The organism is Prescottella subtropica (assembly GCF_005434945.1).
GTDB classification, from domain to species: domain Bacteria; phylum Actinomycetota; class Actinomycetes; order Mycobacteriales; family Mycobacteriaceae; genus Prescottella; species Prescottella subtropica.
Map to the genome: position 1 here is coordinate 209,698 of NZ_SKCH01000002.1, position 26,434 is coordinate 236,131.

Here is a 26,434-nt window from a genome sequence, read left to right on the forward strand (position 1 = left end):
GGGTGTGTTGGGGTTGACGGATCGAACGTGATCCGTATCATATCTCACATCGTATACGATTTAGCTCCATCGGGAGGCACGATGTCCGTCGACGCAGTAACGGAAACCCTGGGGTCCCGCCCCGGGAAAATCATTGCGGTACACCTGAACTACCCGTCCCGCGCCGCCGAACGGGGCAGGACGCCGCGATACGCGTCCTACTTCCTCAAGCCGGCGACGTCACTGGCCGGCAGCGGGGCCGTGGTCCGCCCCGGCGGCACCGAACTCCTCGGGTTCGAGGGCGAGATCGCCCTCGTCGTCGGTGCCACCGCCCGGCACGTCGCCCCCGACGACGGCTGGCGGCACATCGGATGGGTCACGGCCGCAAACGATCTCGGTCTGTACGACCTGCGGTACGCGGACGCCGGCTCCAACACCCGATCCAAGGGCGGCGACGGGTGCACTCCACTCGGACCGCGGCTGATCGACGCGGCCACCGTGGCACCCGACGGTCTGCGGATCCGCGCGTGGCTCGACGGCCGGCTCGTCCAGGAGGACACCACCGCCGACCTGCTGTTCCCGTTCGGGCACCTGGTCGCGGACCTGTCCCGGGTGATGACTCTCGAGGTCGGAGATGTGATCCTCACCGGCACCCCCGCGGGCGCGTCCGTCGCGTTGCCCGGCCAGGTCGTCGAGGTCGAGATCGACGCGCTCGCCGATCCTGCGGTGACCACCGGACGGCTGCGCACCGAGGTCGTCGAGGGGGAGCCGCTCGCGTCGTGGGGCTCCCCGGCGAAGGCCGACGCGGCCACGGCCGCCGACGCCTACGGCAGCGCGGCCGCACCCCGGCTCGACCCGGAACTGCGGAGCCGGCTCGGCAAGGTCGCGGTGGCGACGCTGTCCGCGCAGTTGCGGACCCGCGGCTTCGAATCCGTGAGCATCGACGGTGTCGGGTCGCTCGCGCCGGGCCGTCGGATGGTCGGGACGGCACGCACCCTGCGCTACATCCCGTTCCGCAAGGACCTGTTCACCGCCCACGGCGGCGGCTACAACGCGCAGAAACGTGCGATCGACACGCTCGGAGAGGGGGAGGTGCTGGTGATGGAGGCTCGCGGTGACACCACCGCCGGCACCCTCGGCGACATCCTCGCCCTGCGGGCGCTGGCCCGCGGCGCCGCCGGCATCGTCACCGACGGTGCGGTCCGTGACGCCGCCGCGGTCGCCGACGTGGGTCTGCCGGTGTTCGGCGGTGGGCGGCACCCGTCGGTGCTGGGCCGCCGGCACGTGCCGTGGGAGACCGACGTGACCATCGGGTGCGGCGGCGCCACCGTGCAGGTCGGGGACGTGATCGTCGGCGACGACGACGGGGTGATCGCGATCCCGCGGCACCTCGTCGAGGAGGTTCTCACCGCCGCCGAGGAACAGGAACGGCAGGAGACGTTCATCGCCGAGCAGGTGCGCGCCGGGCACAGCGTCGACGGACTCTACCCGCTGTCCGGCGACTGGAAGCAGCGCTACCTCGACCGGACCGGAGCCGCGGCGGGAGCTCAGCGATGAGCGAACCGGCCCAGCAGTCCAAGTCCGAGTTCGCCTACCAGCAGATCCGCGCGCGGATCGTCGACGGCCAGTGGGCCGCGGGGCACCGACTCGTGCTCTCCCGGGTCGCCGCCGAACTCGGGGTGTCGGTGGTGCCGGTGCGCGAGGCGGTGCGCCGGCTCGAGGCCGAGTCGCTGGTGACGTTCGAGCGCAACGTCGGCGCCACCGTCGCCCGCCTCGACCTCGACGAGTACCGCTGGACGATGGAGACCCTCGCGGTCGTCGAGTCCGCGGCCACCGGCTACTCGGCGCCGCTGCTCGACCCGACCGCCCGGGCTCGCGCCCGGTCGATCAACGACGAGATGCGCGCGTGCCTCACCCGTTTCGACCCCGAGGAATTCACCGCCCTCAACGCCCGATTCCACCAGGAACTGTGCGCGCAGTGCCCCAACCCGCACCTGCTCGACCTCGTCGGGCGGGGCTGGGCTCGGCTGACGGTACTGCGCTCGTCCACGTTCGTGTTCGTGCCGGGGCGGGCGGAGGAATCCGTCGCCGAGCACGAGCACATCCTCGACCTCATCGACGCCGGTGCGCCGCGCGCGGACATCGAGACCGCCGCCCGCGCGCACCGCGAGAACACCCTGAACCTCGTCCTCGCCAACCAGCCGTCCGCAGCGAAACCGTTTGCGGCGTACAAGAGCCCAGGAAGCAGCCCGGCATGAAATTTCGCTCCGACCCGCGTCAGATCAAGGGTTCCATCGCCCCGCTGATCACCCCGTTCACCGACGACTCCGCCGTCGACCACGACTCACTGCGCCGGCTGGTGCGCTGGCAGCTCGCCTCCGGCACCCACGGCATCTCGCTCGGGGGTTCCACCGGCGAGCCGTCGTCGCAGTCGATCGCCGAGCGGGCCGCCGCGATCCGCACCGTCGCCGACGAGATCGGCGACCGGGTGCCGTTCGTGCCCGGTACCGGCTCGGCCAAGCTCGACGAGACCCTCGAGCTCACCGCGGCGGCGCAGGACGCCGGCGTCGACGCCGCCCTCATCATCACCCCGTACTACGCCAAGCCCACCCAAGAGGCGCTGTACACGTGGTACGCCACGGTGGCCCGGGAATTCCCGGACCTGCCGATCATCGCGTACAACGTGCCGTCGCGGACCGCCGTGGACATCGCGCCCGAGACCATCGCCCGGCTGTTCCGCGACTTCGACAACTTCGTCGGCGTCAAGGAGACCACCAAGGACTTCGAGCACTTCTCCCGCACCCTGCACGCCACAGGCCCGGACCTGCTGGTGTGGTCGGGCATCGAGCTGCTGTGCCTGCCGCTGCTCACCCTCGGCGGCGTCGGCTTCGTCTCGGCGCTGTGCAACATCGCGCCCGCGGCCGTCGCACAGACCTACGAGGCGTACCAGGCCGGGGACCTCGACCTGGCCCGGACGCTGCACTACGGGGTGCACCCGCTGGTGGACCTGCTGTTCGTCGAGACCAACCCGGCGCCCGCGAAGTGGCTGCTGCACCAGCGAGGGCTGCTGTCCTCGGCGCACGTGCGGCCCCCGCTGATCCCGCTCACCGAGGACGGGCAGGCCCGCGTGAAGACGCTCGCCGACCGAGCTGCCGAGTACCTCACCCCGATCACCGTCTGAGCTCGCCCCTACCTTCCCGGAGACCACCGATGACCACCACCGAATCCCGCGCGCTGCCGGCGCGCGCCCCGCAGGGACTGCCCACGCACATCCAGCACTACATCGGCGGACAGTTCGTGGACAGCCTGTCCGGCAACACGTTCGACGTGCTCGACCCGGTCACCAACCTGCCGTACGCGACCGCGGCCGCCGGTCGGGCCGAGGACGTCGACCGGGCCGTCGCCGCTGCCACCGAGGCGTTCGTCCACGGCTCGTGGCCGCAGATGAAGCCGCGCGAACGTGCCCGGATCCTGAACCGGATCGCCGACGGTGTCGCCGCCCGGGACAGCCGCCTCGCCGAACTCGAGACCTTCGACACCGGCCTGCCCATCACCCAGGCCCTCGGGCAGGCCCAGCGGGCCGCCGAGAACTTCCGGTTCTTCGCGGACCTGATCGTCGCGCAGGCCGACGACACTTACAAGGTGCCCGGTGCGCAGGTCAACTACGTCAACCGCAAGCCGGTCGGCGTGGCCGGGCTCATCACGCCGTGGAACACCCCGTTCATGCTCGAGAGCTGGAAGCTGGCCCCCGCCCTGGCCTCCGGCTGCACCGTGGTGCTCAAGCCGGCCGAGTTCACGCCGCTCTCGGCGAGCCTGTGGGCGGAGATCTTCGAGGAGGCCGGGCTGCCGGACGGCGTGTTCAATCTCGTCAACGGCATCGGCGAGGAGGCCGGCGACGCCCTCGTCAAACACCCCGGCGTCCCACTCATCTCGTTCACCGGCGAATCGAACACCGGCAAGACGATCTTCCGGAACTGTGCCGAGCACCTCAAGGGCATGTCGATGGAACTGGGCGGCAAGTCGCCGGCGATCGTGTTCGCCGACGCCGACCTCGACGCCGCGATCGACTCCACCCTGTTCGGTGTGTTCTCCCTCAACGGGGAACGCTGCACCGCCGGATCGCGAATCCTGGTGGAACGCAGCATCTACGACGAGTTCGTCACCCGCTATGCCGAGCGCGCGAAGAGCATCGTCGTCGGCGACCCGCAGGACCCGGCCACCGAGGTCGGCGCGCTGGTCCACCCCGAGCACTACGACAAGGTCGCCTCCTACGTGGAGATCGGCAAGACCGAGGGCCGCTTGCTCGCCGGCGGCGGCCGACCGGAACACCTGCCGGAGGGCAACTACATCGCACCGACCGTGTTCGCCGACGTCGACCGCGACGCCCGCATCTTCCAGGAGGAGATCTTCGGCCCGGTCGTGGCGATCGCCCCGTTCGACACCGACGCCGAGGCCCTCGAACTCGCGAACGGTGTCCGCTACGGCCTGGCCGCGTACGTGTGGACCGGCGACCTCAAGCGTGCCCACACGTTCGCGCAGTCCGTCGAGGCCGGGATGGTGTGGCTGAATTCGCACAACGTCCGCGACCTGCGGACCCCGTTCGGCGGCGTCAAGGCCAGCGGCCTCGGCCACGAGGGCGGCTACCGCAGCATCGACTTCTACACCGACCAGCAGGCCGTCCACATCACGCTCGGCGACGTGCACACCCCTCGCTTCGGCGCCCACTGACCCCTACCCTCACGAGGAGAACCATCATGTCCGACAACAGCATCCAGGCGCCGCCGCCGGACGTCGTCCGCGCCGCCTACGTCGAACTGGTCGTCACGGACCTCGCCGCGTCGCGCGCGTTCTACGTCGACGTGCTCGGGCTCGTCGTCACGTACGAGGACGACGACGCCATCTATCTGCGCGCGTTCGAGGAGTACCTGCACCACTCGCTGGTGCTGCGGCGCGGGCCGGTGGCGGCGCTCGGTCGTCTCGCCTACCGGGTGCGCTCGGCCGACGAGGTCGACGCCGCCGAGATGTTCTACCGCGAACTCGGGGTGCGGACCGAACGGGTGCCGGCCGGAACCGAACGCGGCATCGGGGAGGCTGTCCGGATCGAGGACCCGCTCGGATTCCCGATCGAGTTCTTCTACGCCGCCGACCACGTCGAACGCTTCACCCAGCGCTACGACCTGCACGGTGCCGGCGCGATCGCCCGACTCGACCACTTCAACCTCATGGTGCCGTCGGTGCCCGCGGCCCGGACCTACTACGAGTCGCTGAACTTCCGGGTGTCCGAGGACATCCAGGACTCCGACGAGACCGTCTACGCGGCCTGGATGTTCCGCAAGCCCACCGTCCACGACGTCGCCCTCACCGGCGGTGACGGACCGCGCCTGCACCACATCGCGTTCGCGACGCAGGAAGCCCACCAGTTGCTGCACATCTGCGACCATCTGGGGGCGGTGCGCCGCTCCGACGCCATCGAGCGTGGCCCGGGCCGGCACGGCGTCTCCAACGCCTTCTACCTGTACCTGCTGGACCCGGACGGGCACCGCATCGAGATCTACACGCACGACTACTACACCGGAGACCCGGACAACCCGACGATCACGTGGGACGTGCACGACAACCAGCGCCGCGACTGGTGGGGCAACGCGGTCGTGCCGTCGTGGTACAGCAACGCGTCGACGGTCCTGGACCTGGACCGCCGGCCGAAGGTGGTCGTCGAACGCACCGACGCCCGCGAGTCCGACGTCACGATCGGCGCGGACGGCTTCTCCTACACCCGCGTCGACGATGCGATCGCCGGCTTCAAGCTCGGCGAGCAGGTGTGACGGGTCGGTTCGCGCCGATCGGCAAGGTTCGTGCACGCGGCGACAATCCGCCGGTGTATCCGGGATCCTAGAGTTCTCCCTACGGAAGCGCTTGGGGCGAAAGAGGTTCCGGGCGATCCGCCGCGCCACGGTGCGCATTTCGGTAAGCAGTTCACCCTTCGGACAAGGAGTTTGACATGGGATCTTCTGCCACTGACCTCGAGAACCTCGGCAAGGCCGGCGGTTGGCTCGGTGCCATCGGCGGCACCCTCGCCGGTCTCGGTGCGGCGGCCGGACTGGCCGCGATGGTCGTCGGCCTCCTCGGCTGATCCACAGTTCTGCGTATCTCGGCCGGTACCGGCATCGGGGCGATCCCCCGAGGGGTACCGGCCGAGGTGTTTCTCCACTCCGAATCATCGATGGCATCGAAGAGGTTACGTTCATGGACCCGAACAAGAAGGCTGCACTGTACTTCGACGAGAAATGCATGTGGCACAGTGCCGGTCAGTACGCGCTCACGCTCCCGGTCGGCGGGTGGGTGCAGCCGCCGTCCGGTTCCGGTCTCGCCGAGTCGCCGGAGAGCAAGCGGCGCCTGAAGAACCTCGTGGACGTCTCCGGACTGGCGTCGCATCTCGAGTTCCGCACCGCACCGATGGCGTCCGAGGACGACATCCGGCGCATCCACACCGCCGAGTACCTCGACCGTTTCAAGGCGGTCAGCGACGCCGGTGGCGGCAGCCTCGGCGACCACGCCCCGTGCGGTCCCGGCACCTACGAGATCGCGAAACTGTCCGCGGGGCTGGCGCAGGCGGCGCTCGACGCCGTCCTCACCGGGGACATCGACCGTGCCTACGTGCTCAGCCGTCCGCCCGGTCACCATGCGTTGCCCGACGCGTCGATGGGCTTCTGCTTCCTGGCGAACATCGCGATCGCCGTCGAGTCGGCCCTCGCCCGCGGTCTGGCCCGGAAGATCGCGGTCGTCGACTGGGACGTCCACCACGGCAACGGAACCCAGTCGATCTTCTACGGCCGCGACGACGTGCTCACGATCTCGATCCATCAGGATCTGTGCTTCCCGCCCGGATACAGCGGCGTCGACGACCGCGGCGAGGGCGCGGGCCTGGGCTTCAACGTCAACGTGCCGCTGCAGCCGGGCGGCGGGCACGCCGAATACCTGTATGCGATGGAGACCGTCGTGCTGCCGACGCTCGCACGGTTCGAACCCGACCTGGTGGTCGTCGCATCCGGGCTCGACGCCAACACCGTCGACCCGCTCGCCCGGATGCAGGCACACAGCGAGACGTTCCGGGAGATGACCCGGATGCTGCTCGCGGAGGGCGACGGCCGACTGGTGCTCGTCCACGAGGGCGGCTACTCGGAGGCGTACGTGCCGTTCTGCGGACTGCCGATCCTCGAGGAACTCGCCGGGGTCCGCACCGACGTCGTCGACGGCGAACTCGACTTCTTCCGGCTGCAGCAGCCGGGGGAGCGGTTCCAGGCGTTCCAGCGCGGGTTGATCGACGAGATGGCGGCGGCGCTGGGGCTCACGCCCGTCGGCGTCACCGTACCCTGACCCCGGAGCACGTGAACGGCCCCAGGACGGAATATCCTGGGGCCGTTTCCATGTCGTCGGCAGATCAGCCGATGTTCGTCCACACGCTCTTGAGTTCGGTGTACAGCTCGAGTGCGTGCTTGCCCATCTCCCGGCCCCAGCCGCTGGACTTGAACCCGCCCCACGGCGCGGCCGCGTCGACCGGGTTGGCCATGTTCACGAACACGGTGCCTGCCCGTACAGCCGCCGCGAACCGGTGGGCGGCACCGACGTCGCGGGTCCACACCGACGCCGCCAGCCCGTACTCGGTGTCGTTGGCACGGGCCACCAACTCGGAGACGTCGTCGTAGGGCAGGATCGCCAGCACCGGACCGAAGATCTCCTCGCGGGCGATCCGCATGCCGTCGCGGACGTCCGCGAACACGGTGGGCGCGAAGAAGAACCCGGGCCGGTCCAGCGGCGCACCGCCGGTGACGAGGCGGGCGCCCTCGTCGATGCCGGCCCGCACCAGGTCCTGCACGTGGGCGAGGTGCTCTGCGGAGGCGAGCGGGCCCAGGTCGGTGCCCGGTGCGGCGCCGGCCCCGACCGTCATCGACTCCACGGCGCGGGCGCAGCGGTCGGCGAACTCGTCGGCGACGCTGCGGTGCACGTAGAAGCGGGTGAACGCGGCGCACACCTGCCCGCTGTTGAGCAGGGCGCCCTGCAGGGCGCCGGTGACGGCGGCATCGAGGTCCGCGTCGGGAAGCACGATCACCGGCGCCTTGCCGCCGAGCTCGAGGGACACCCGCTTGAGGTTGCCGGCGCCGGCGCGGACGATCTCCCGCCCGACCGCGGTGGACCCGGTGAACGACACCTTGTCGACGTCGTCGTGGGCGACCAGGGCCTTGCCGGCCTCCGGTCCGCCGGTGAGCAGGTTCACCACCCCGGCCGGAACCCCGGCCTGCTCGCACAACTCGACGAGTCGGACGGTCGTCAGCGGGGTCTGCTCGGCGGGCTTGACGATCACCGTGTTGCCGCACGCCAGCGCCGGCGCGATCTTCCATGCGGCGATCATGAGCGGGAAGTTCCACGGGGTGATGAGCGCGCACACCCCGACCGGTTCGCGTGTCGAATACTGCAGCACCCCGGGGAACGACACCGGCGACGTCTCGCCCTCGATCTTGGTGACCCAGCCGGCGTAGTAGCGGAAGTGCTCGGCGGCGCCCGCGACACTCACCGCGCGGGCGACCCCGAGCGGCTGGCCCTGATCGGCGGTCTCGAGCGCAGCCAGCTCGTCGGCATGCTCGTCGATCAGATCACCGATGCGCCACAACAGTTTTGCGCGCTCCGCCGGACTCAGCCCGGCCCACGCAGGATCGTGCAGAGCGTCGCGGGCTGCAGTGACGGTCGCATCGACGTCCGCCGCGCCGGCGTCGGCACAGTGCGCGTGGACCCGCCCGGTGGCGGGATCGACGGTCTCGAACGTGTCACCGGAGCGGGCGGGCTGCCAGGTGCCGCCGATGAACAGGTGGGTCTTGCGGTCCATGATTCCGGTCCTTTGCGTGAGGGATGCCGTCATGCTGCGGCGTGGACCGCCGCCGGCGCATGGCAACCCGTGCACGATCGTTGGTGATCGGTGCTCGATGTCCTGTTCGGTTCGGATTCATTTGGGGGAGTTCGGCTTCGATGGAACAGTGCCGGGAGGACGTTCCCGGCCCGAACCCGGATCGAAGGAGTGACGATGACGACCGATCGAGTCGACGTTCGAGGCGCGACCACCCCCGCGCAACTCGCCGAACTGTTCACGGCGTACTTCAACGGGCGCGACCTCGACGCGCTCGTGGGACTGTACGAGTCGACAGCCCTGTTCTGCCCGTCTCCGGGGGAGACGGATCACGGGACGGATGCCATCCGCCGCTCGCTCGGCGCGATGATGGACGTCGGCGCCACCATCACCCTCGAATTGCGCCGAATCCACGAGATCGGGGACGTGGCCGTCCTGTCGAACGACGCCGTCGTGACGGTCGACGGCAGGCCCGCGCCCACGATGACCACGGAGGTCGTCCGCCGACAGAGCGACGGAACCTGGCGGTACGTGCTCGACGACCCGTTCTTCTCGCTGTGACGCGAGCAGGGTAATGCTTTGCGGGAGGACGGGTGGCTCCGTTAGCCTTCCCGACCATGAGTTCCTAGGTCCGATACTTCTGTCCCCGGCAGTTCCCGACCGGCCCCGAAAGTGGGAACCCTGCGTGTTCGACGCCCTCGCCCGTATCCACACCCGTCCCGTGATCTTCTCGTCGACGACGATCCCCGAGCTGTGGACGGATCCGCACATTTCCGAACGGATGCTCGCCACGCATCTGGATCCGGGCGTGGATCTGTCGTCGTATCGGGGTGAGCTGATCGAGCGTGCGGTCGCGTTCGTCACGGAACGGTTCGCGCTCGGGCCGGGGCGGCGGCTTGCGGATTTCGGGTGCGGTCCGGGCCTGTACACCCGGCGGTTCGCCGAGACGGGCTGCGAGGTGACGGGCCTCGACTTCTCGCGGCGGTCGATCGAGTACGCGCGCGCCGCGGCGCGGGAGGCGGGCCGGGACATCCGGTATCTGCACCAGGACTACCTGACCTACCGGGACACCGCGCGGTACGACGTCGTCGTGATGATCATGCGCGACTACTGCGCGATGATCCCGGATGCGCGACGCCGGCTCCTCGGTGTGGTCCGGGAGCACCTCGCCGACGGCGGTTCGTTCTTCTTCGACGTCGATGCGGCGCCGGCGTTCGACCGGGTCGAGGAGCGGGTCGTCCACGCCCGCTCCCTCATGGACGGGTTCTTCTCGCCGCGACCGTATTTCGGGTTCCTCGACACGTTCCGGTACGAGCAGGAGCGGGTGTCCCTCGACAAGTACGAGATCGTCGAGCAGGGCGGGACGCGGACGTATTTCAACTGGACACAGTTCTTCACCCCCGGCGAACTGACCGCGGAACTGCGCGAGGCCGGTCTCTCGGTCGTCGAGGTGCTCGGGGACGTCGCGGGGGCACCGTACGATCCGGCGGCCCCACAGTTCGCGGTGATCGCACAGGTGTCGACGGAGTGACGACCACGAACGACGACGCCCACCGGATGTTCCGGTGGGCGTCGTCGAATGCGCGTGGGGTCAGAGTTCGGGGTACGAGGTGATGTCCTCGAAGTCCTTGCCGGGTTCGACGGGCATCTTGCCGGTGACGAGGAAGATCACCCGGCGGGCGACCTCGACGGTGTGGTCGGCGAATCGCTCGTAGAAGCGGCCCAGGAGGGTGACGTCGACGGCGGCGGCGACGCCGTGCTTCCATTCCCGGTCCATGAGCACACTGAACAGGTGGCGATGGAGGTCGTCCATCGCGTCGTCCTCTTCGTGCATCTTCGCGGCACGTTCGGGATCGCGGGTCTCGAGGACCTCCTTGGCGCCCGCGCCGAGGGCGACGGCGATGCGGCCCATCTCCGCGAAGTAGCCGTTGACCTCCTCGGGGAGGACGTGGTTGGGGTGCCGTCGACGGGTGATCTTGGCGACGTGCAGCGCGAGCGCACCCATGCGATCGATGTCGGCGACGATCTGGATGCCGCTCACCACCGACCGCAGGTCGCCGGCCACCGGGGCCTGCAGGGCGAGGAGCGCGAAGGCCCGCTCCTCGGCGATCACGCTCAGTTCGGTGATCTTCTCGTGCTCACCGATGACCTCCTCGGCGAGGCCGAGATCCGCCTGCAGGAGCGCCTGGGTTGCCTTCTCCATGGCCGCTCCGGCCAAGCCCGCCATCTCGCCCAGGGTGTCGGCGAGTTCGGTCATCTGTTCGTTGTATGCGACGCGCATGAGGCCACAGCCTACGGCGTGTCGGAGACGTAGTCACCACGGTCGGGTGAACGCCCGATGAATGCGCGGGGGAATCCGGTCCTAGGTGCAGGGGTTGTCGGTCGCGTTGGTCACGGCGAGGTCGGCGGGCAGTTCGACCTCCTCCGGCTCGGCGATCCGGGTGGGCGGCGCGTCGACGGTCTCCCCGGCCTCCGCGGGCGGGGTCAGGGTGCGATCGAACGCGGTGCCCAGCACGACCTCGACGATCGCGCCGAGCCCACTCGTCTGTTCGAGCACCGCACCGGGAATCGACGACGCCACCGTCGCGGCCTCGGCCTCGGTGCCCGGTGAGAACCGCACGACGGTCTGGGTGCTCGAACCCGTGTAGTTGCCGACGCTGTAGATCTGGAACCCGTACGCGGCGAACCGGTCGGCGGTGGTCGCGGCCAATCCGGACACCCCGGAGCCGTTCGACACCTGGAGGCTCACCTCGTTCGGGGCGACGGCCAGCTGCGTCGGCTCGGGTGCCGGGGCCGGCGCGGTGGTGTCCTTCTTCTCGGCGTCCCGCTTCTCGCCGGGCAGCGGCTCGTCGTCGATGATCGCCTGGAAGATGTCCTTGATGTCGCCGAGGCGGGGGATCTCGTTGCCCCAGTCGTTGGTGCCGGCGGTCGGGACGGTGATGAAGGTGACCGCGCCGGCGTCGACGTTGCGCAGCGACTGCCCGAGAGTGAGCAGCGACTTGGTGTCGATGTTCTCGACGAACGTCGCGCGGGTGAACGCGTTGATGAAGCCGTTGAGCTTGCCCGGATCGAACAGCACCTTGCTCGACATGGCCTCCCGCAGCAGCGCGGACAGGAACAGTTGCTGACGCTTGATCCGGCCGTAGTCGCCGTTGCCTTCGGCGTCGACGTGCCGGGCCCGGACGTAGTCGAGAGCCTTGCGGCCGTCGAGCGTCTGGTTGCCGGTGTTCGGCAGCACGGTGCCCAGTTCGCCGTCGACGAGGGGCTGGGGAACGCACACCTGCACGCCGCCGACCTCGTCGACCATGTTCTCGAAGCCCGCGAAATCCATGCCGACGAAATGTCGGATCTTGACGCCGGACAGCTTCTGGATCACCTTGACCAGGCACTTCGGTCCGCCGAGGGCGTAGGTGGCGTTGAGTTTGTCGCCGTCCGCCGCGGGGTACGTCTCACCGGTGTACGTGCCGGTGTCGTTGTCCCAGCCCTCGCAGACGGGGCGTTCCACGTCGAGGTCGCGGGGGAAGGACACCGCGACGACACGGCTGCGGTCGGCGGGGACGTGCACGAGCATGACGGTGTCCGAGCGGGCGCCCTCGGCGTCCTCGACGGTGCCGGCGCCGACCTGACCGGCCGCGCCCGCCCGGGTGTCGGTGCCGACGATCAGGTAGGTCTCGTCACCGGTCTGCCCGCCGGGGTCGACGATGTCGGACGAGTCGACGTCGAGCGCCGAGATCTGCGCGAACCGGCCCTCGGTGGACTGTAGGTAGCCCCAGATGACGCCGGTCGCGAGCAACGTCAGCACCGCGACGAACGCGACGGCGGAACGTCCCGCCACCAGCAGTCGGCGGCGTTTGCGGTCGCGGCTCGCGGCGAGACGGGTCTGGTTGGGGGTGCCGACGGCACGGGGCGCGGCGGTGGTGACGGTGTCGGTGACCCACGAGGGTTCGCTCGGGGCAGGTTCGGGCGGTGGCGGTGGGGCGGGGACCGCGGGAATGACCTCGGTGTCGGGGTCGGAGTCGGCGGGGGGAGTGGGCCGCCCCATCTTTGCCATCAGGTCGGCGACGGAGAGTTGTTCCTCGGAGTCGGGGTCGTCGATCCCCCTGCGGCCACGGCGGCGAGCCGCCTGGTCGTCTCCGTGGCGAGCCGCCTGATCGTCTCCGTGGCGGTCGGCCAGGTGACGCTCCCAGGGGGCACGGCCTTCCGGTGTGTCGTGACCGGGATTGCGTTCGTCACCCACCTGCGTGCCCTGACCTCTCCGCCTGCGAACAAGTACCGTCGCTCGGCGACGCCGCCATGATACTGATCGTTTGCGAGTTGAACAGTGGCCTGGAGCAGACCGCCTGGTCTATCCGCCGGAGTGCATGATGTCGGCGCCGGCCGGCACCAGCGTGTCCTCGGGGTCGTCGAGCCACCCGTCCGGCAGGGCCACCGTGCCCGGGGAGCCCTGCCGGCCCCGCGGGCCCTCGGCGTCCTTCGGGAACGGCACCGTCGGGTCGAGCTGGCCCAGCAGATCCTCGAGTTCGGCGAGCGACGACACCCGGGCGAGTCCGTTGCGCAGATCGGAGCCGGCGGGGAATCCGCGCAGGTACCACGCGATGTGCTTGCGCATTTCCCGCATGCCACGGTCTTCGCCGTGGTGGTCGGCGAGCAGTCCGCCGTGCCGGCGCATGATCCGGGTGACCTCGCCGAGATTCGGCGGCGTGGGCATCTCGGCGCCGTTGAGGGCCGCGCTGAGTTCCGCGAACAGCCACGGCCGACCGAGGCAGCCGCGTCCGACGACGACGCCGTCGCAGCCGGTCTCGGTCATCATCTTCTCGGCGTCCTCGGCGGCGAAGATGTCGCCGTTGCCGAGGACCGGGACGTCGGTGACGTGTTCCTTGAGTCGGGCGATCTCCGACCAGTCGGCCTGACCGGAATAGCGCTGCGCGGCGGTGCGGCCGTGCAGTGCGACGGCGGCGGCACCCTCGGCGGCGGCGATGCGTCCGGCGTCGAGGTGGGTGTGGTGCTCGGCGTCGATGCCGATGCGCATCTTGACGGTGACCGGGATGTCGGTGCCCTCGGTGGCCTTCACCGCGGCCGCGACGATCTGCCCGAACAGTCGGCGCTTGTAGGGCAGGGCGGAGCCGCCGCCCTTGCGGGTGACCTTGGGGACGGGGCAGCCGAAGTTCATGTCGATGTGGTCGGCGAGGTTCTCGTCGACGATCATCTTCGCCGCGGCGTAGGTGATCTCCGGATCGACCGTGTACAGCTGCAGCGACCGTGGCGTCTCGGTGGGACCGAACGTGGTCATGTGCATCGTCACCGGATGGCGTTCGACGAGGGCGCGGGCCGTCACCATCTCGCACACGTACAGGCCGGCGGTGCTGCCGGCGCGTTCGAGTTCGAGTTCCCGGCACAGCGTCCGGAAGGCGACGTTCGTGATGCCGGCCATGGGGGCGAGCACGACGGGGCTGCCCAGCTCGAGCGAACCGATGCGGAGGGGCGATCGGGAAGAAGACATGTGACCTCGGGGTGACTGCTTTGGGAGAAAAATTGTGCCCGGTACCGAATCCGGTACCGGGCACAGGATAGCCGCAACGGGCCAGGTGGGAACCTGTCAGGACGCCTTCTCGGCGCGGGCGGCGTCGCGGGCGAGGGAGCGGTCGCGCATCTCCTCGAACTTGACGGCCTGCTGTTCGAGGCTCTCGAGGAACGTGGCGAGTTCCTCGCGGGTGTCCTCGCCGCGAGCGGTGAAGTCGGTGCGGTCGAACACATTCCACTTCCGCAGGACCGGCTGCACGACCTCCTCGAGGTGCTGGCGCAGGTCGTAGATGCCGTGCTTGGCCATGAGGACGCCGTTGCGTCGGAAGTTCGGCATGCCGGCGCCGGGCATCTCGAAGTTCTTGATGATGTCGGTCACGGCCCGGAGCGTCTGGTCGGGGGCGATGTCCATCGCCGCGCCGCAGATGTTCCGGTAGAAGATCATGTGCAGGTTCTCGTCGGCGGCGATGCGCTGCAGCATCCGGTCGGCGATCGGATCCTGGCAGGCCTTGCCGGTGTTCCGGTGCGACACCCGGGTCGCGAGTTCCTGGAACGTCACGTACGACACCGAGTGCAGCAGGCCGACGTTGTCCCCGGCGGGGGAGTTGTAGCCGTTCGTCATGTGGATCATGCGGGCGTTCTCGAGTTCGACCGGGTCGACGCCACGGGTGACGACGAGGTAGTCGCGCATCACGATGCCGTGCCGGTTCTCCTCGGCCGTCCACCGTCCGACCCACGTGCCCCACGCGCCGTCCTGCGAGAAGTTTTCCGCGATCTCGCGATGGTAGGACGGCAGGTTGTCCTCGGTGAGGAGGTTGGTGATCATCGCGGCCTTCGCGACCTCGCCGAGGCGGGACTGTTCGGGATCCCAGTCGTCGCCGCCCATCGCGGCGAAGTTGCGGCCCTCGTCCCACGGCACGTAGTCGTGCGGATGCCACGCCTTGGCCATCGAGAGATGCCGGTTGACGTTCTCTTCCGCGACGGGCTGCAGTTCCTGCAGCAACTCGAGCTGGGTGAGATCCCTCGACATCAGTTCTGCCTCCATGAAAGTCGTTGACGCGAAAAGACGTTGGCGTCTTCTGTGGCTGTCCTTCGCTGGTGTGCGCCGTCGGCGTGGTCGTCGGGGCGGGTCGCAAACCTACGGTAGCGTAGGTTTGTCCGTCGAGGTGGGGTCCGAAGCCCGTACGCCGCTGCCGAAAGTCCCGTTTCCCCTGCTCGACGGTTCCCGCCGTCGTGACGTACACCGCATCGCGCGTGACGGACGTTACATGTCGGTGACCTTCTCGGGTGCGGTTTTCGCAGGTTCGCCGCACTCCGTCGGCAGGTGTTGCGGCACCGGGTCCGGTGCGCACACAATCTGGCCAGGGTCGCGCTCGGTGACGGCGGCACATTCACGACGGGAGGACGAGCGTGAACGACACTTCGACGCCATCCGGTGGCATCGGCACCGCCGCTGCCGCCGTCGGGAAAGCTGGCCTGCCGGCCTGGGCGAAGAAAGCGATCTGGGGTGCTGTCGTTCTCGCGGCCCTCGTGATCGCCTACTTCGTGCTCGCCGCGTTCCTGCCACGCTGGTGGTCCCAGCGGGTCGCCTCGCTCGCGGACGGAAGCTTCGGCCGGGGAATCACGTGGGGGCTGTTGTACGGGGTGCTGTGTACCGCGGTGCCGCTGCTCTTCTTCTACCTTGCGTGGCGGTCGCGCCGCCGGGCCCACGCCAGGATCTGGGTCCTGTCGAGCGTGATCCTCGGTGTGGTCGTCGCGATCCCGAATCTGCTGACCCTGACCGTGGTGCTCGGCGGCAGCAGCGCGGCGCACGCCGGTGAACGCGTCCTCGACGTGTCCGCACCCGGGTTCCGGGGCGCATCCCTGTGGGGCGCGATCATCGGTGCCGCCCTGTTCGTGGGCGCGCTCGTCCTCCAGTGGCGCTACCGCAAACGCGGGGAGGAAGTGACGCGGCTGCGCAGCGACCTGCACCAGCGGGAACCCGAGTCGTCGGGGGAGTCGCCGGCCCCGGAGCTCTGACCGGGTCCCCGTCGGCCCGGCACACGCCGAAAGTCCGTCCGCCAACACGCTTGTCGGGGCCGCGGTTTCCGTGAGCGAGTCGATCCCACTAGACTGCTCGCCGCACGCCCCTATAGCTCAGTTGGTAGAGCTACGGACTTTTAATCCGCAGGTCGTAGGTTCGAGCCCTACTGGGGGCACCACCCCTCACCTGGCATTTCGCCGGGTGAGGGGTTTCGCATTTCCGGGGCGTGCCAACTTCGTGCCACGCCCGACACGGGTGGTTGCTGCACGAACGGTCGAGAGCGGTGCGCAGCAACCTCCCGCGGAGACGTTTCAGGTGGCCGGACAAGCGGACTAGTCTGGTTGTCGAGCGGGGAGCTGGCCGAAACCATCGGCGAGCATCACGGCTTTCGGAGGCGATCAGCGCAATGGCACGTCAACAGGAACGTGCGCGGCGGACCCGCGCCGCGATCGTGGAAGCGGCTGCGGTGGAGTTCGGCAAGCACGGATATGCGGCAGCGTCGGTGAATGCGATCCTCGAGGGGTCGCACGCCACCAAGGGCGCAATGTATTTCCACTTCGAATCGAAGGAGGAACTCGGGCGGGCGGTGCTCGCCGCGGCGCTCGAGAAATTCAGGGCGGTCACGGATCGGTGGACGGATCGCACCGACCTCGACGCGTTCCAGACCCTGCACGGGCTCGTCGACGAGGTTGCGTGGATGTTCCTGTCCGACCCGATCGTGCAGGCCGAGTTCCGGCTCATCATCGAACCCGAGTTCTACCCCGACGTGCAGAACGGGGGCGCGCGGGTCTGGGGAGCGTCGGCGCGCGACCTGATCCAGCGGGCCGTGCAGGACGGGTTGGTGCGCGACGGCGTCGACGCCGACAAGGTGACCCGGGTGCTGGCGGCGAGCCTGGCCGGCCAGCGGTACATGTCGGATCTCACCGCCCGGCAGATCGACCTGCGGGCCCGGTTCGAGGAGTCGCTCGACGTGATCCTCGCGGGCGTCGCGACCGACGAGTGGCTGACCGGGTGGCGGCGGGACGGCTGGCCGGTGGAGTCGCCGGCCGCCGACTCCGACACGGTGGAGTCCGACAGTGGTGGAGACGCGGGGTGAATACGGGTTCTGAACAGCTGATTTGTGGTTTCCGAAAGCGGTGCCCTAAGCTATCCACGCTCCCAACGGAACGCCGTTGAGGGTACTGGCTGGAGCAATCCAGCGGGCCCCCTTCGTCTAGCGGCCTAGGACGCCGCCCTTTCAAGGCGGTAGCGCGGGTTCGAATCCCGTAGGGGGTACGCTTCTCTCGCAGAAGTGAACGCACAGTTGAATAGCAGTACAGTATGGCCCTGTGGCGCAGTTGGTTAGCGCGCCGCCCTGTCACGGCGGAGGTCGCGGGTTCGAGTCCCGTCAGGGTCGCAATGCTGCACCGGAAACGGTGTGGTGCGATAGGCATTCGGTTCGGGTGCCGCCCGGCCAGGTAGCTCAGTTGGTACGAGCGTCCGCCTGAAAAGCGGAAGGTCGCCGGTTCGATCCCGGCCCTGGCCACCACGGGAAGTGTTTCCACTTCCGTGAAAGCAGTACAGTTTCACACGCAATACCCAGTTTCATGCTTTGCAGCATGGCCCTGTGGCGCAGTTGGTTAGCGCGCCGCCCTGTCACGGCGGAGGTCGCGGGTTCGAGTCCCGTCAGGGTCGCTCACGTATCGGAGACGATGCGATGCGACAACATTCGGTTCGGGTGTTCCCGGCCAGGTAGCTCAGTTGGTACGAGCGTCCGCCTGAAAAGCGGAAGGTCGCCGGTTCGATCCCGGCCCTGGCCACCACGGCCTCGGCCGCTTCACAGCCTCTCCTCGATTTTTCGAGGGGAGGTTTTCTCGTTTCTGCATCCGTGGTGAACACTCGATGGAAGTGGAACAGATTCCACCTTCGTGTCAGTCGACCTGCGCGAGTGAATTCGCAGTTCAGCATGGGTGGATGTGTGTTCGAGCACTGTTGTCATCGACAAAATCTGTACCCTGTTCTAGTCTCGGATCAGTCATGATCGTGCGGCCGCGGAAACTGCTCCTGGCTGGGATGGGGGCTTCGATGCGGAACCGTCGGATATCGGATGTGTACGACGCCGTCGAGGCGTTGCTGCCGGAGTTGCGGACCCGGGCGCGCGCGACCGAGGACGAGCGGCAGGTGTCGACCGAGGTGATGCGGGATCTCACCGGGACCGGCCTGTTCACCGTGCTGCAGCCACACCGGTACGGGGGACTCGAGGCCGATCCCGTCGACTTCTTCGCGGTGGTGCGCCGGGTGGCGAGCGCGTGTGGGTCCACGGGATGGGTGTCGTCGGTCCTCGGCGTACACCCGTGGCATCTCGCGCTGTTCGACGGACGTGCGCAGCAGGACGTGTGGGGCGAGGACCCGGACACCCTGTTGTCGTCCGCGTACGCGCCGATGGGGCGGGCCGTCGCTTCCGACGGCGGCTACTTCTTCTCGGGTCGGTGGAGTTATTCGTCGGGCATCGCGCATGCCGGTTGGGTGCTCGTCGGTGGATTCGTCGTCGATGACGCCGGCGATCCGATCGACTTCCGCACGTTCCTGATCCCGGCCCGGGACTACCGCGTCGACGATGTGTGGGACACCGTCGGCCTGAGGGGCACCGGCAGCAACGATGTCGTGGTCGAGGACGCGTTCGTGCCCGAGTACCGCACGCTGAGTTTCGCCGCGACGGTCCAGTGCCGTTGCCCCGGGCAGGACGTCAATCCGTCTGCACTGTATCGGCTTCCGTTCTCGGCGGTGTTCTCCACGGCGATCGCGACGCCGATCGTCGGGATGGCGGACGGGGCGTACACGGCTTTCGTCGAGCAGCAGACGGCGCGACGGGAGTCGTCGAACACGCTCCGGGTTCCCGACGATCCGTTCATGCATGCGGCACTCGCGGAGTCTGCGCGCGACATCGAGATCGCGTGGACCCAGCTGCGGGGCAATCTCGACGCGCTGCTGGAGTCGGCGCGGGCGCAGGAGCGGATTCCACTGTCGTTGCGGATCAAGACCCGGCGCGACCAGGTCGGTGCATCCGGGTCGGCGGTGGCCGCGATCGATCGGCTGTTCGACTTCGCCGGGGGTGCAGCACTGCGGAGCAGCGCCCCGCTGCAACGGTTCTGGCGGGACGCGCACGCCGGACGTGCTCACGTGATCAATGATCCGCACCAGGCGCTCACCCTGTCCGGCCGCAGCGAACTCGGCCACGACATTCGCGACGCGTGGGTGTGACGCGTCCACCGGCAAGTATTCGACCCTGCAGATGAGCGGCAAGGAGACGAGGACATGAAGTCGCACAACGAGATCGATCACTGGGACGGCGAGGCCGATGTGGTGGTCGTCGGATTCGGTGCGGCCGGGGCGAGTGCCGCGATCGAGGCTGCGGACCGGGGCGCCGACGTGCTCGTCGTCGAACGTTTCGACGGCGGCGGTGCCACCGCGATCAGCGGCGGCATCGTCTACGCGGGTGGCGGGACGACGCAGCAGAAGGAAGCGGGGATCGACTACGACACCCCGGCCGCGATGCTCGAGTACCTGAAACTCGAGGCGAACGGCGTGGTCTCCGACGAGGTGCTCGAGGACTTCTGCGCGCGCAGCGTCGAGAACCTGCAGTGGCTCGAATCGCTCGGAGTGCCGTTCGAGGGCAGCATGGCGCCGCGGAAGACGTCGTATCCCACGAACGACTACTACCTGTACTACTCCGGCAACGAACTCGCCCCGCCGTACAAGGAGGCGGCGAAGCCGGCGCCACGCGGACACCGCACCAAGGGCCGCGGAACGTCGGGCAAGGTGTTCTTCTCGGCGCTCGCGAAGGCGGCCGCGAAACGGCGGATCGACGTGCGCCGGCAGACCACCGTGACATCGCTGATCACCGACGACGCCGGCACCGTGATCGGAATCGAGTGCCGGGAGGTGGATCCGCGGGCTGCGGTGCTGCGCCGCCTGCACCGGGTACTGGGGTCGGCGAACCGCAAGATGAACCTCTACTACCGCCCGATCGGCAAGCTCATGGACGGCCCGATCCGCCGGATCGAGGGCGGGCATGCGGTGGTGCGCCGGTACCGTGCACGCAAGGGTGTGGTCCTGGCCGCCGGTGGATTCGTGTTCGACCGGGCCATGCTCGCCGAGCACGCACCGCGCTACCTGAACGGCACCGGACTCGGCACGATCGGCGACGACGGCAGCGGGATCCGGTTGGGGCAGTCCGCAGGTGGCGGTACCGACCGGATGGACCGGGTGTCCGCGTGGCGGTTCTTCAACCCGCCGATCGTGATGACCGAGGGTGTGCTCGTCAACAAGGCCGGCGAACGCATCTGCAACGAAACCCTGTACGGAGCCAAGATCGGCGAGCACATCGCCGACCAGGCCGACGTGTCGGCGTACCTGATCATCGACTCGCGGATGCTCGCCGACGCCAAGCGGCAGGTGCCCGAGCAGACGCTGTGGTTCCAGCGACTGCAGACCACCTATCTGTTCAGTGTCGGCCACAAGAAGGGTGCGACCGCCGAGCAGCTCGCCCGCCGCACCGGTATCGACCCGGCCGGTCTCGCCCGCACCCTCGCGCAGTACGACACCGACCGGCGCGACGGCCGACCCGACGCGATGGGCAAGGATCCCGCGCACGTCACGCCGCTCGTCGACGGCCCGTTCTATGCGATCGACTGCTCCATCAAGATCCAGGCCGGATTCCCGTGCCCGGTGCTCACCCTCGGCGGTCTCACCGTCGACGAGTGGACCGGCGCGGTGACCGCCGCGGACGGTGCTGCCGTGCCCGGCCTGTACGCGGCCGGACGGAACGCCGTGGGTATCTGCTCGGAGTCCTACGTCAGCGGCCTGTCGATCGCGGACTGCGTCTACTCGGGACGCAGGGCAGGGGCCGTCGTCGCGGGTACTGACGACGTCGCGTAGCCTCCGGACATGTGTCTGGCAATTACGAATCCACACGCCGCCGTCTGACGACCAAGCAAGCCGAGACGGTCGCCCGGCTCACCCACTGCGCCGTCGAGGTGCTCCGCGACAAGGGGTTCGCCGGGCTGACCGTTCGTTTGGTCGCGGCGCAGGCCGGGGTGGCCCCGGCGACGGCCTACACCTACTTCTCGTCGAAGGAACACCTCGTCGCCGAGGTGTTCTGGCGACGACTGTCGGCGATGCCGGACGAGCCGGACACTGCGGAGAGTCGCACGACCCGCGTGGTGACCGTGCTGCGTAGTGTCGCGTTGCTGGTGTCGGACGAGCCGGAACTCGCGGCCGCGGTCACGACTGCGCTGCTCGGACGCGACCCCGACGTCGAGCATCTGCGGATGCGGATCGGCATCGAGATCCGCAAGCGCCTGCTCGCGGCACTGGAGTCGGACGGGGAGGACGACCAGGATCTGCTCGAGGGGCTCGAGATGCTGTACGCGGGGGCGCTGTTGCGTGCGGGAATGGGCTACGGCTCGTACCTGCACATCGCGGATCGGCTCGAGGCGTCCGCGCGACGGATGCTGCCGTGACCGGTGGGCGCCGTCAGACCGTGTAGCCGCCGTCGACGTTCAGTTTCTGGCCGGTGACGAAGCCCGCCTGCTCGCTGGTCAGGAAGCACACGGCCTCCGCGATGTCGACGGCGGTACCGAACCGCTGCAACGGGATTCGGCTCATCGTGACGTCCAGGGCGCGCTGGTCGAGTTCGCGGGAGCCGATCAGACGTTCGGCCATGCCGTCGGTGAGCATCCCCGGTCCCACCGCGTTGAATCGCACCCCGAACCGGCCTTCTTCGGCGGCGAACCCGCGCACCAGCGCCTCCACTGCGCCCTTGGTGCCGGCGGACAGTCCGTCCCGGACAGGGAAACGGTCGGTGGCCGCGGTGGTGACGGCGACGACCGACCCGGCCGCGTCCCGCAGCGCGGGCAGACACGCATGCACGACGGTGAAGAACGTGGTCGCCTCGTCGTTGAGATGACGTGCGTACGTGGACGGTTCGACACGGGACAGGTGCACCATCGGAATGTGCGGGCCGGCGGCGTGCACGAGGATCGACAGGTCCCCGAAGTCCCGGACCGTCGATCCGACGACGTCGGCGACCGCCTCTCTGTCGCACAGATCCACCGCGTGCGCGGCGCCACGCACACCGGATTCTTCGATCTCGGCAACGAGTTTCGCGGCCGCCTCGGTGTTCGACCGGTAGGTCAGCACCACGTTGTGCCCGCGGGCGGCGAGCGCCCGGACGACGGCGGCACCGATGCCGCCGGTCCCACCGGTGACGAGGGCGGTGGACGGCGACGGACTCTGCGGCGAGGTGCTCATAGCGGACTCCCGTGTGCGGTGGACGATCTCGTCGAAACCTAGCAGTTGCTTGGTTGATTCGGGGTGGGTTCGGCTCACCCAGCGGGAGGAATCGTCAGGCGTCGACGGCTCTCGAACCGCCGCTGCTCGCCGGTGAACGGGTCGTCGAACCCGATGCTGCGGGCCAACAGTTGCAGCGGCGTCGAATAGTCGTCGGGGGCCACGTCGTAGAAGTCGGGATAGAAGTTGTCACCGAGGATCGGGATGCCCAGCGAACTCATGTGCAGACGCAACTGGTGTGTCTTGCCGGTGCGCGGGGACAGACGGTAGCGGCCGATACCGTCTGCCGCCTCGATCAGCTCGATCCGGCTCTCCGCGTTGGGTTCTCCGGGCACCTCGAGCGACTGGAGGACGCCGCGTTCCTTGACGATACGGCTGCGCACGGTGCGGGGGAGGGACAGTGTCGGGTCGACCGGGGCGAGGGCCTCGTACATCTTGGTCACCCGGCGTGCATCGAACAGCGACTGGTAGGGCCGGCGGGCCGCCGGGCGGACGGTGAAGACCAGGACGCCGGCGGTGACGCGGTCCAACCGGTGTGCCGGGACCAGGTCGGGCAGGTCGAGGTCGCGGCGCAACCGCACCAGCGCGGATTCGACGACGTACGCGCCGCGCGGGGTGCTCGCGAGGAAGTGCGGCTTGTCGACCACGAGAAGGTTCTCGTCGCGGTGCAGGATGTCGATCTCGAACGGCACCCGCTTCTCGATCGGCGGGTCGCGGTACAGGTACAGGAAACTGTTCGGCCGGAACGGCGACGCGGTGTCGATCGGGATACTGCGCTCGTCGACGACCTCACCGCCGTCGACCTTCTCGCGCAGGCGGGCGGTGTCCGCCGGGAAACGGTCGAGGAGGTAGGCGAGTGCGGTGGGCCACGTGCCCGCGTTCGGGAGGCGCAGCCTGGTCGGGTTGAGTCCGTCACGGACGGGCAGCGGGGCGGCGGGCACGATTCGACGGTACCGGGCGTCGTGTGTCCGGAAGTCGCTGGTCCGGGCCCTGCTGTCGGAGTAGCACGACAATTGTGAAATCCGGAAATTCCTCAGAGAACTCTCATGATCGAAATTCTCGAGACATTCGACACACCTTTTGTCGGCTAACGATCGGCGTGGGGGAGGGGATGACATCGGTGATCGATATGTCCGAAGCGTCGCCGCCGCGTTCGGTGGGAAGCAGAACGGGAAGAAGAACCGATGGATGTCGTACGAGGAAGGCGGGGGAATCGCAGGGGGTCGGTGACACGGGTCCTGACGACAGTGCTCGCGGCACTGATCATGCTGGTCGCGGCGCCGATGGCAGCCGCGGACACGCCGGGAACGCGTGCCGTGCCGCACGGCGGTTACCAGGAACTGTGGGTGCCGTCGACCATGGGGGACATCAAGGTGCAAGTCCAGTGGGCGTCGCGGGGCGGCAGTGCGTCGCTCTATCTGCTCGACGGAATGCGGGCCCGCAACGACCGTAATGCGTGGAGTTTCGAGACGAATGCGATGCAGCAATTCGCGGTCGACAACGTCACGCTGGTGATGCCGGTCGGTGGTGAATCGAGTTTCTATTCCGATTGGTACAACCCCAGCAATTTCAATGCGCAGCCCTTCACCTACAAGTGGGAGACGTTCCTGACCCGGGAGTTGCCCGACTACCTGGCGCGGTACGGCGTCGACCGGACGAACACCGGCGTCGTAGGGATCTCGATGGGCGGCACCGCCGCCATGACACTCGCCGCGTACCACCGTGACCAGTTCCGGTTCGCCGGATCGCTCTCCGGTTACCTACACACCACCGCACCCGGGATGCGGACCGCCATCCGTGTCGCGATGCTCGACGCCGGCCGCTACAACGCCGACTCCATGTGGGGCTTCCCGTGGGATCCGGCGTGGCAGCGCAACGACCCGTTCGTGTCGGCGCCGCAGCTGCGGGGCATGTCGCTGTACGTGTCGTCCGGCAACGGTATTCCCGGCGTGTACGACCACCCGGGCGATGTCGTCGGCTACTGGAACACCGCGATGGGGATGGGTCTCGAGTTCCTGTCGATGGTCACGTCGCGGGCCTTCCAGATCCGCGCCGCGGCACTCGATCTGCCCGTCACGTTCCGGTTCAACGGCACCGGAATCCACTCGTGGCCGTACTGGTCCGGGGAATTGTGGCAGGCGCGACCGCAGATCCTCGACGCCCTGAACGCATGGTGACGACTCTTCCGTGACGATCGACCCACTGCGACACCGGATTTCCGTAGCCTGGTCGCCATGACCACATGGACGGCAGGGGACATCGTCGATCAGCAGGGCCGCACGTTCGTCGTGACCGGCGCGAACAGCGGTCTCGGTGCGGAGGCCGCGAAGGCGCTCGTGGGTGCGGGAGCACACGTGATCCTGGCGTGCCGCGACGTCGGCAAGGGGAACGACGTCGCGGCACGACTGGGGGAACGTGCCGAGGTCCGCCGCCTCGACCTCGCGGACCTGGCGTCGATCCGCGAGTTCGCGGACTCGGTCGACGCGGTCGACATCCTGGTGAACAACGCCGGCGTCATGGCCGTCCCACTGCGTCGCACCGTCGACGGGTTCGAGATGCAGATCGGCACCAACCATCTCGGGCATTTCGCGCTCACCGGACTGCTGCTCGGCAAGGTTCGGGACCGGGTGGTGACGATGTCGAGTGCGATGCACCAGATCGGCCGTATCGACCTCGCGGACCTGAACTGGCAGCACCGACGGTACGGGCGCTGGCGCGCCTACGGGCAGTCGAAGCTCGCGAACCTGCTGTTCGCGTACGAGTTGCAGCGCCGACTGGCGGCGGCCGGGGCGCCGATCCGGTCCCTCGCGTCGCATCCCGGGTACGCGTCGACCAACCTGCAGTCGCACACCGAGTCGATCTCGAGTCGGATCATGGAACTGGCCGGCCCGTTCGTCGCGCAGCCCGCGGAGATGGGCGCACTGCCGATGCTGTACGCGGCCACGGTCCCCGACGCCGCCGGCGGCAGCTACTACGGCCCAGGGTCGATGTTCGGCACGCGCGGGTATCCGACGCGGGCGTCGTCGAACCGGCGTTCGCACGACGAATCCGTTGCGCGAGAATTGTGGTCGTTGTCGGAACGTCTGACCGGCATCACCTACGACTTCGGAGGCTGATCCGCGGTGGCGATCGAGCGACTCAACCACGCCGTCCTGTTCGTGTCCGACCTGCAGCACAGTGTCACGTTCTATCGGGACGTGCTCGGGTTCACGGTGCTGCCCGGCGGATTCCCGGGTGCGGCGTTCCTGCAGGCCCCCGACTCGGCGAACGACCACGACCTGGGCCTGTTCCAGAGCCCGGACCCGGCGAGCCGGGTGACGCCCGGCAACGTCGGGCTGTACCACCTGGCGTGGGAGGTCGACACCCTCGGCGCGCTCGCCGCGATGCGGGACCGCCTCGTCGCGGCCGGTGCGCTCACCGGGGCGAGCAACCACTGCTCCACCAAGGCGCTGTACGCGGCCGACCCGGACGGCATCGAGTTCGAGGTGTGCTGGCTGGTCCCCGACGCGCTCGCGATCGACGAACTCGTCCCCGCCCGCCCGCCGACGCGCCCCCTCGACATCGCTGCCGAGATCGCCCGCTACGGTGCCGGCACCCACGGCGGCCCGCGCACCGACCGGCACCTGTGGGAGCGGGTGCATTCCGCGCGCGCCCGACTGCGCGGCTGAGACCCCGACCGCACCCAC

General features: G+C 68.7%; 24 protein-coding genes and 6 tRNA genes. 23 read left to right on the top strand and 7 right to left on the bottom strand.

What is annotated here, in order from left to right; genetic code table 11:
- The first annotated feature begins 81 nt into the window (after nucleotides 1-81).
- The 7 genes from E0497_RS03280 to E0497_RS03305 all read left to right on the top strand — a co-directional run bounded on the left by E0497_RS03280 (nucleotide 82) and on the right by E0497_RS03305 (nucleotide 7,353).
- Nucleotides 82-1,536, top strand: coding sequence for a fumarylacetoacetate hydrolase family protein (locus E0497_RS03280; RefSeq protein ID WP_137723351.1), 1,455 nt, complete (start codon nucleotides 82-84; stop codon nucleotides 1,534-1,536).
- Nucleotides 1,533-2,237 carry a GntR family transcriptional regulator gene (locus E0497_RS03285; protein ID WP_137723352.1) on the top strand — a complete coding sequence of 235 codons (705 nt, stop codon included), beginning with the start codon at nucleotides 1,533-1,535 and terminating at the stop codon, nucleotides 2,235-2,237. The genes E0497_RS03280 and E0497_RS03285 overlap by 4 nt, the downstream gene beginning before the upstream one ends.
- Entirely contained in the window at nucleotides 2,234-3,160 is a 927-nt protein-coding gene (gene dapA / locus E0497_RS03290) for a 4-hydroxy-tetrahydrodipicolinate synthase (protein ID WP_137723353.1), read from the top strand. Before E0497_RS03285 ends, dapA begins: the two co-directional genes overlap by 4 nt.
- Before the next feature lie 29 nt (nucleotides 3,161-3,189).
- Nucleotides 3,190-4,707: a 5-carboxymethyl-2-hydroxymuconate semialdehyde dehydrogenase gene (gene hpaE / locus E0497_RS03295; RefSeq protein WP_137723354.1), complete on the top strand. Its 1,518-nt coding sequence runs from the start codon at nucleotides 3,190-3,192 to the stop codon at nucleotides 4,705-4,707.
- Nucleotides 4,708-4,733: 26 nt separating this feature from the next.
- Entirely contained in the window at nucleotides 4,734-5,801 is a 1,068-nt protein-coding gene (gene hpaD, locus E0497_RS03300) for a 3,4-dihydroxyphenylacetate 2,3-dioxygenase (RefSeq protein ID WP_137723355.1), read from the top strand.
- A gap of 176 nt (nucleotides 5,802-5,977) precedes the next feature.
- Nucleotides 5,978-6,109: a hypothetical protein gene (locus tag E0497_RS20945; RefSeq protein ID WP_277751661.1), complete on the top strand. Its 132-nt coding sequence runs from the start codon at nucleotides 5,978-5,980 to the stop codon at nucleotides 6,107-6,109.
- A 113-nt stretch (nucleotides 6,110-6,222) separates the two neighbouring features.
- Nucleotides 6,223-7,353: a class II histone deacetylase gene (locus tag E0497_RS03305; protein ID WP_137723356.1), complete on the top strand. Its 1,131-nt coding sequence runs from the start codon at nucleotides 6,223-6,225 to the stop codon at nucleotides 7,351-7,353.
- A 64-nt stretch (nucleotides 7,354-7,417) separates the two neighbouring features.
- Here the strand turns inward: E0497_RS03305 and E0497_RS03310 are convergent, their stop codons facing one another.
- Entirely contained in the window at nucleotides 7,418-8,857 is a 1,440-nt protein-coding gene (locus tag E0497_RS03310; protein ID WP_137723357.1) for an aldehyde dehydrogenase family protein, read from the bottom strand.
- Between the two features lie 195 nt (nucleotides 8,858-9,052).
- Between E0497_RS03310 and E0497_RS03315 the strand changes: the two genes are divergently transcribed.
- Nucleotides 9,053-9,436 carry a YybH family protein gene (locus E0497_RS03315; protein WP_137723358.1) on the top strand — a complete coding sequence of 128 codons (384 nt, stop codon included), beginning with the start codon at nucleotides 9,053-9,055 and terminating at the stop codon, nucleotides 9,434-9,436.
- 124 nt (nucleotides 9,437-9,560) lie between these two features.
- Nucleotides 9,561-10,406: an SAM-dependent methyltransferase gene (locus E0497_RS03320; protein ID WP_206663621.1), complete on the top strand. Its 846-nt coding sequence runs from the start codon at nucleotides 9,561-9,563 to the stop codon at nucleotides 10,404-10,406.
- Between the two features lie 60 nt (nucleotides 10,407-10,466).
- Here the strand turns inward: E0497_RS03320 and phoU are convergent, their stop codons facing one another.
- The 4 genes from phoU to E0497_RS03340 all read right to left on the bottom strand — a co-directional run bounded on the left by phoU (nucleotide 10,467) and on the right by E0497_RS03340 (nucleotide 15,425).
- Nucleotides 10,467-11,156, bottom strand: a complete 690-nt coding sequence (gene phoU / locus E0497_RS03325; RefSeq protein WP_137723360.1) for a phosphate signaling complex protein PhoU — start codon at nucleotides 11,154-11,156, stop codon at nucleotides 10,467-10,469.
- An 81-nt stretch (nucleotides 11,157-11,237) separates the two neighbouring features.
- Nucleotides 11,238-12,926 (bottom strand): LCP family protein, encoded by a 1,689-nt coding sequence (locus tag E0497_RS03330; RefSeq protein WP_421958301.1) that lies wholly within the window; start codon nucleotides 12,924-12,926, stop codon nucleotides 11,238-11,240.
- A 294-nt stretch (nucleotides 12,927-13,220) separates the two neighbouring features.
- Nucleotides 13,221-14,375: a tRNA dihydrouridine synthase DusB gene (gene dusB / locus E0497_RS03335; protein ID WP_137723362.1), complete on the bottom strand. Its 1,155-nt coding sequence runs from the start codon at nucleotides 14,373-14,375 to the stop codon at nucleotides 13,221-13,223.
- A gap of 96 nt (nucleotides 14,376-14,471) precedes the next feature.
- On the bottom strand, nucleotides 14,472-15,425 hold the full coding sequence (locus E0497_RS03340; RefSeq protein WP_137723363.1) for an acyl-ACP desaturase: 954 nt from the start codon (nucleotides 15,423-15,425) through the stop codon (nucleotides 14,472-14,474).
- Nucleotides 15,426-15,805: 380 nt separating this feature from the next.
- Between E0497_RS03340 and E0497_RS03345 the strand changes: the two genes are divergently transcribed.
- The 11 genes from E0497_RS03345 (at nucleotide 15,806) to E0497_RS03395 (ending at nucleotide 21,919) form a co-directional block, all read left to right on the top strand.
- Nucleotides 15,806-16,414 (top strand): hypothetical protein, encoded by a 609-nt coding sequence (locus E0497_RS03345; protein WP_241665683.1) that lies wholly within the window; start codon nucleotides 15,806-15,808, stop codon nucleotides 16,412-16,414.
- 106 nt (nucleotides 16,415-16,520) lie between these two features.
- Nucleotides 16,521-16,596: transfer RNA gene (locus E0497_RS03350), tRNA-Lys, on the top strand.
- A 228-nt stretch (nucleotides 16,597-16,824) separates the two neighbouring features.
- Complete coding sequence (locus tag E0497_RS03355) at nucleotides 16,825-17,514, top strand: TetR/AcrR family transcriptional regulator (protein WP_137723364.1); 690 nt, start codon at nucleotides 16,825-16,827, stop codon at nucleotides 17,512-17,514.
- Nucleotides 17,515-17,620: 106 nt separating this feature from the next.
- A tRNA-Glu gene (locus E0497_RS03360) sits at nucleotides 17,621-17,693 on the top strand.
- Nucleotides 17,694-17,740: 47 nt separating this feature from the next.
- Nucleotides 17,741-17,814, top strand: a tRNA-Asp gene (locus tag E0497_RS03365).
- Nucleotides 17,815-17,869: 55 nt separating this feature from the next.
- Nucleotides 17,870-17,946: transfer RNA gene (locus E0497_RS03370), tRNA-Phe, on the top strand.
- A gap of 72 nt (nucleotides 17,947-18,018) precedes the next feature.
- Nucleotides 18,019-18,092, top strand: a tRNA-Asp gene (locus E0497_RS03375).
- 51 nt (nucleotides 18,093-18,143) lie between these two features.
- Nucleotides 18,144-18,220 (top strand) — tRNA-Phe (locus tag E0497_RS03380).
- Nucleotides 18,221-18,482: 262 nt separating this feature from the next.
- Nucleotides 18,483-19,658, top strand: a complete 1,176-nt coding sequence (gene hsaA / locus E0497_RS03385; RefSeq protein WP_137723365.1) for a 3-hydroxy-9,10-secoandrosta-1,3,5(10)-triene-9,17-dione monooxygenase oxygenase subunit — start codon at nucleotides 18,483-18,485, stop codon at nucleotides 19,656-19,658.
- 54 nt (nucleotides 19,659-19,712) lie between these two features.
- Nucleotides 19,713-21,335 (top strand): FAD-binding protein, encoded by a 1,623-nt coding sequence (locus E0497_RS03390; RefSeq protein ID WP_137723366.1) that lies wholly within the window; start codon nucleotides 19,713-19,715, stop codon nucleotides 21,333-21,335.
- 11 nt (nucleotides 21,336-21,346) lie between these two features.
- Nucleotides 21,347-21,919, top strand: a complete 573-nt coding sequence (locus E0497_RS03395; protein WP_137723367.1) for a TetR/AcrR family transcriptional regulator — start codon at nucleotides 21,347-21,349, stop codon at nucleotides 21,917-21,919.
- A gap of 13 nt (nucleotides 21,920-21,932) precedes the next feature.
- Here the strand turns inward: E0497_RS03395 and E0497_RS03400 are convergent, their stop codons facing one another.
- Together E0497_RS03400 and E0497_RS03405 are read right to left on the bottom strand one after the other, a co-directional pair.
- Nucleotides 21,933-22,709, bottom strand: a complete 777-nt coding sequence (locus E0497_RS03400) for an SDR family NAD(P)-dependent oxidoreductase (RefSeq protein WP_137723368.1) — start codon at nucleotides 22,707-22,709, stop codon at nucleotides 21,933-21,935.
- A 74-nt stretch (nucleotides 22,710-22,783) separates the two neighbouring features.
- Nucleotides 22,784-23,689, bottom strand: a complete 906-nt coding sequence (locus tag E0497_RS03405) for an RluA family pseudouridine synthase (protein WP_137723369.1) — start codon at nucleotides 23,687-23,689, stop codon at nucleotides 22,784-22,786.
- Between the two features lie 243 nt (nucleotides 23,690-23,932).
- Here E0497_RS03405 and E0497_RS03410 point away from each other — a divergent pair, with 243 nt between their 5' ends.
- From E0497_RS03410 to E0497_RS03420, 3 genes are read left to right on the top strand one after another with little or no spacing between them, the layout of a single operon-like run.
- Entirely contained in the window at nucleotides 23,933-24,925 is a 993-nt protein-coding gene (locus tag E0497_RS03410) for an alpha/beta hydrolase (protein WP_137723370.1), read from the top strand.
- 57 nt (nucleotides 24,926-24,982) lie between these two features.
- A complete protein-coding gene (locus E0497_RS03415; protein ID WP_137723371.1) occupies nucleotides 24,983-25,864 on the top strand; it encodes an oxidoreductase in 882 nt (293 codons plus the stop codon).
- A gap of 6 nt (nucleotides 25,865-25,870) precedes the next feature.
- Nucleotides 25,871-26,416 (top strand): VOC family protein, encoded by a 546-nt coding sequence (locus tag E0497_RS03420; RefSeq protein ID WP_137723372.1) that lies wholly within the window; start codon nucleotides 25,871-25,873, stop codon nucleotides 26,414-26,416.
- The last annotated feature ends 18 nt before the right edge of the window (nucleotides 26,417-26,434 follow it).

What these genes read in the sequence shown, in the direction of transcription:
- hpaD (WP_137723355.1), top strand. Translation starts at nt 4,734, where the DNA reads ATGTCCGACAACAGCATCCAGGCGCCGCCGCCGGACGTCGTCCGCGCC.
- E0497_RS03390 (WP_137723366.1), top strand. Translation starts at nt 19,713, where the DNA reads ATGAAGTCGCACAACGAGATCGATCACTGGGACGGCGAGGCCGATGTG.
- phoU (WP_137723360.1), bottom strand. Translation starts at nt 11,156, where the DNA reads ATGCGCGTCGCATACAACGAACAGATGACCGAACTCGCCGACACCCTG.
- E0497_RS03355 (WP_137723364.1), top strand. Translation starts at nt 16,825, where the DNA reads ATGGCACGTCAACAGGAACGTGCGCGGCGGACCCGCGCCGCGATCGTG.
- E0497_RS03310 (WP_137723357.1), bottom strand. Translation starts at nt 8,857, where the DNA reads ATGGACCGCAAGACCCACCTGTTCATCGGCGGCACCTGGCAGCCCGCC.
- E0497_RS03410 (WP_137723370.1), top strand. Translation starts at nt 23,933, where the DNA reads ATGGATGTCGTACGAGGAAGGCGGGGGAATCGCAGGGGGTCGGTGACA.
- E0497_RS20945 (WP_277751661.1), top strand. Translation starts at nt 5,978, where the DNA reads ATGGGATCTTCTGCCACTGACCTCGAGAACCTCGGCAAGGCCGGCGGT.
- hpaE (WP_137723354.1), top strand. Translation starts at nt 3,190, where the DNA reads ATGACCACCACCGAATCCCGCGCGCTGCCGGCGCGCGCCCCGCAGGGA.
- E0497_RS03400 (WP_137723368.1), bottom strand. Translation starts at nt 22,709, where the DNA reads ATGAGCACCTCGCCGCAGAGTCCGTCGCCGTCCACCGCCCTCGTCACC.
- dapA (WP_137723353.1), top strand. Translation starts at nt 2,234, where the DNA reads ATGAAATTTCGCTCCGACCCGCGTCAGATCAAGGGTTCCATCGCCCCG.
- E0497_RS03305 (WP_137723356.1), top strand. Translation starts at nt 6,223, where the DNA reads ATGGACCCGAACAAGAAGGCTGCACTGTACTTCGACGAGAAATGCATG.
- E0497_RS03315 (WP_137723358.1), top strand. Translation starts at nt 9,053, where the DNA reads ATGACGACCGATCGAGTCGACGTTCGAGGCGCGACCACCCCCGCGCAA.
- E0497_RS03340 (WP_137723363.1), bottom strand. Translation starts at nt 15,425, where the DNA reads ATGTCGAGGGATCTCACCCAGCTCGAGTTGCTGCAGGAACTGCAGCCC.
- E0497_RS03285 (WP_137723352.1), top strand. Translation starts at nt 1,533, where the DNA reads ATGAGCGAACCGGCCCAGCAGTCCAAGTCCGAGTTCGCCTACCAGCAG.
- E0497_RS03280 (WP_137723351.1), top strand. Translation starts at nt 82, where the DNA reads ATGTCCGTCGACGCAGTAACGGAAACCCTGGGGTCCCGCCCCGGGAAA.
- E0497_RS03415 (WP_137723371.1), top strand. Translation starts at nt 24,983, where the DNA reads ATGACCACATGGACGGCAGGGGACATCGTCGATCAGCAGGGCCGCACG.
- E0497_RS03330 (WP_421958301.1), bottom strand. Translation starts at nt 12,926, where the DNA reads ATGGCAAAGATGGGGCGGCCCACTCCCCCCGCCGACTCCGACCCCGAC.
- hsaA (WP_137723365.1), top strand. Translation starts at nt 18,483, where the DNA reads ATGCGGAACCGTCGGATATCGGATGTGTACGACGCCGTCGAGGCGTTG.
- dusB (WP_137723362.1), bottom strand. Translation starts at nt 14,375, where the DNA reads ATGTCTTCTTCCCGATCGCCCCTCCGCATCGGTTCGCTCGAGCTGGGC.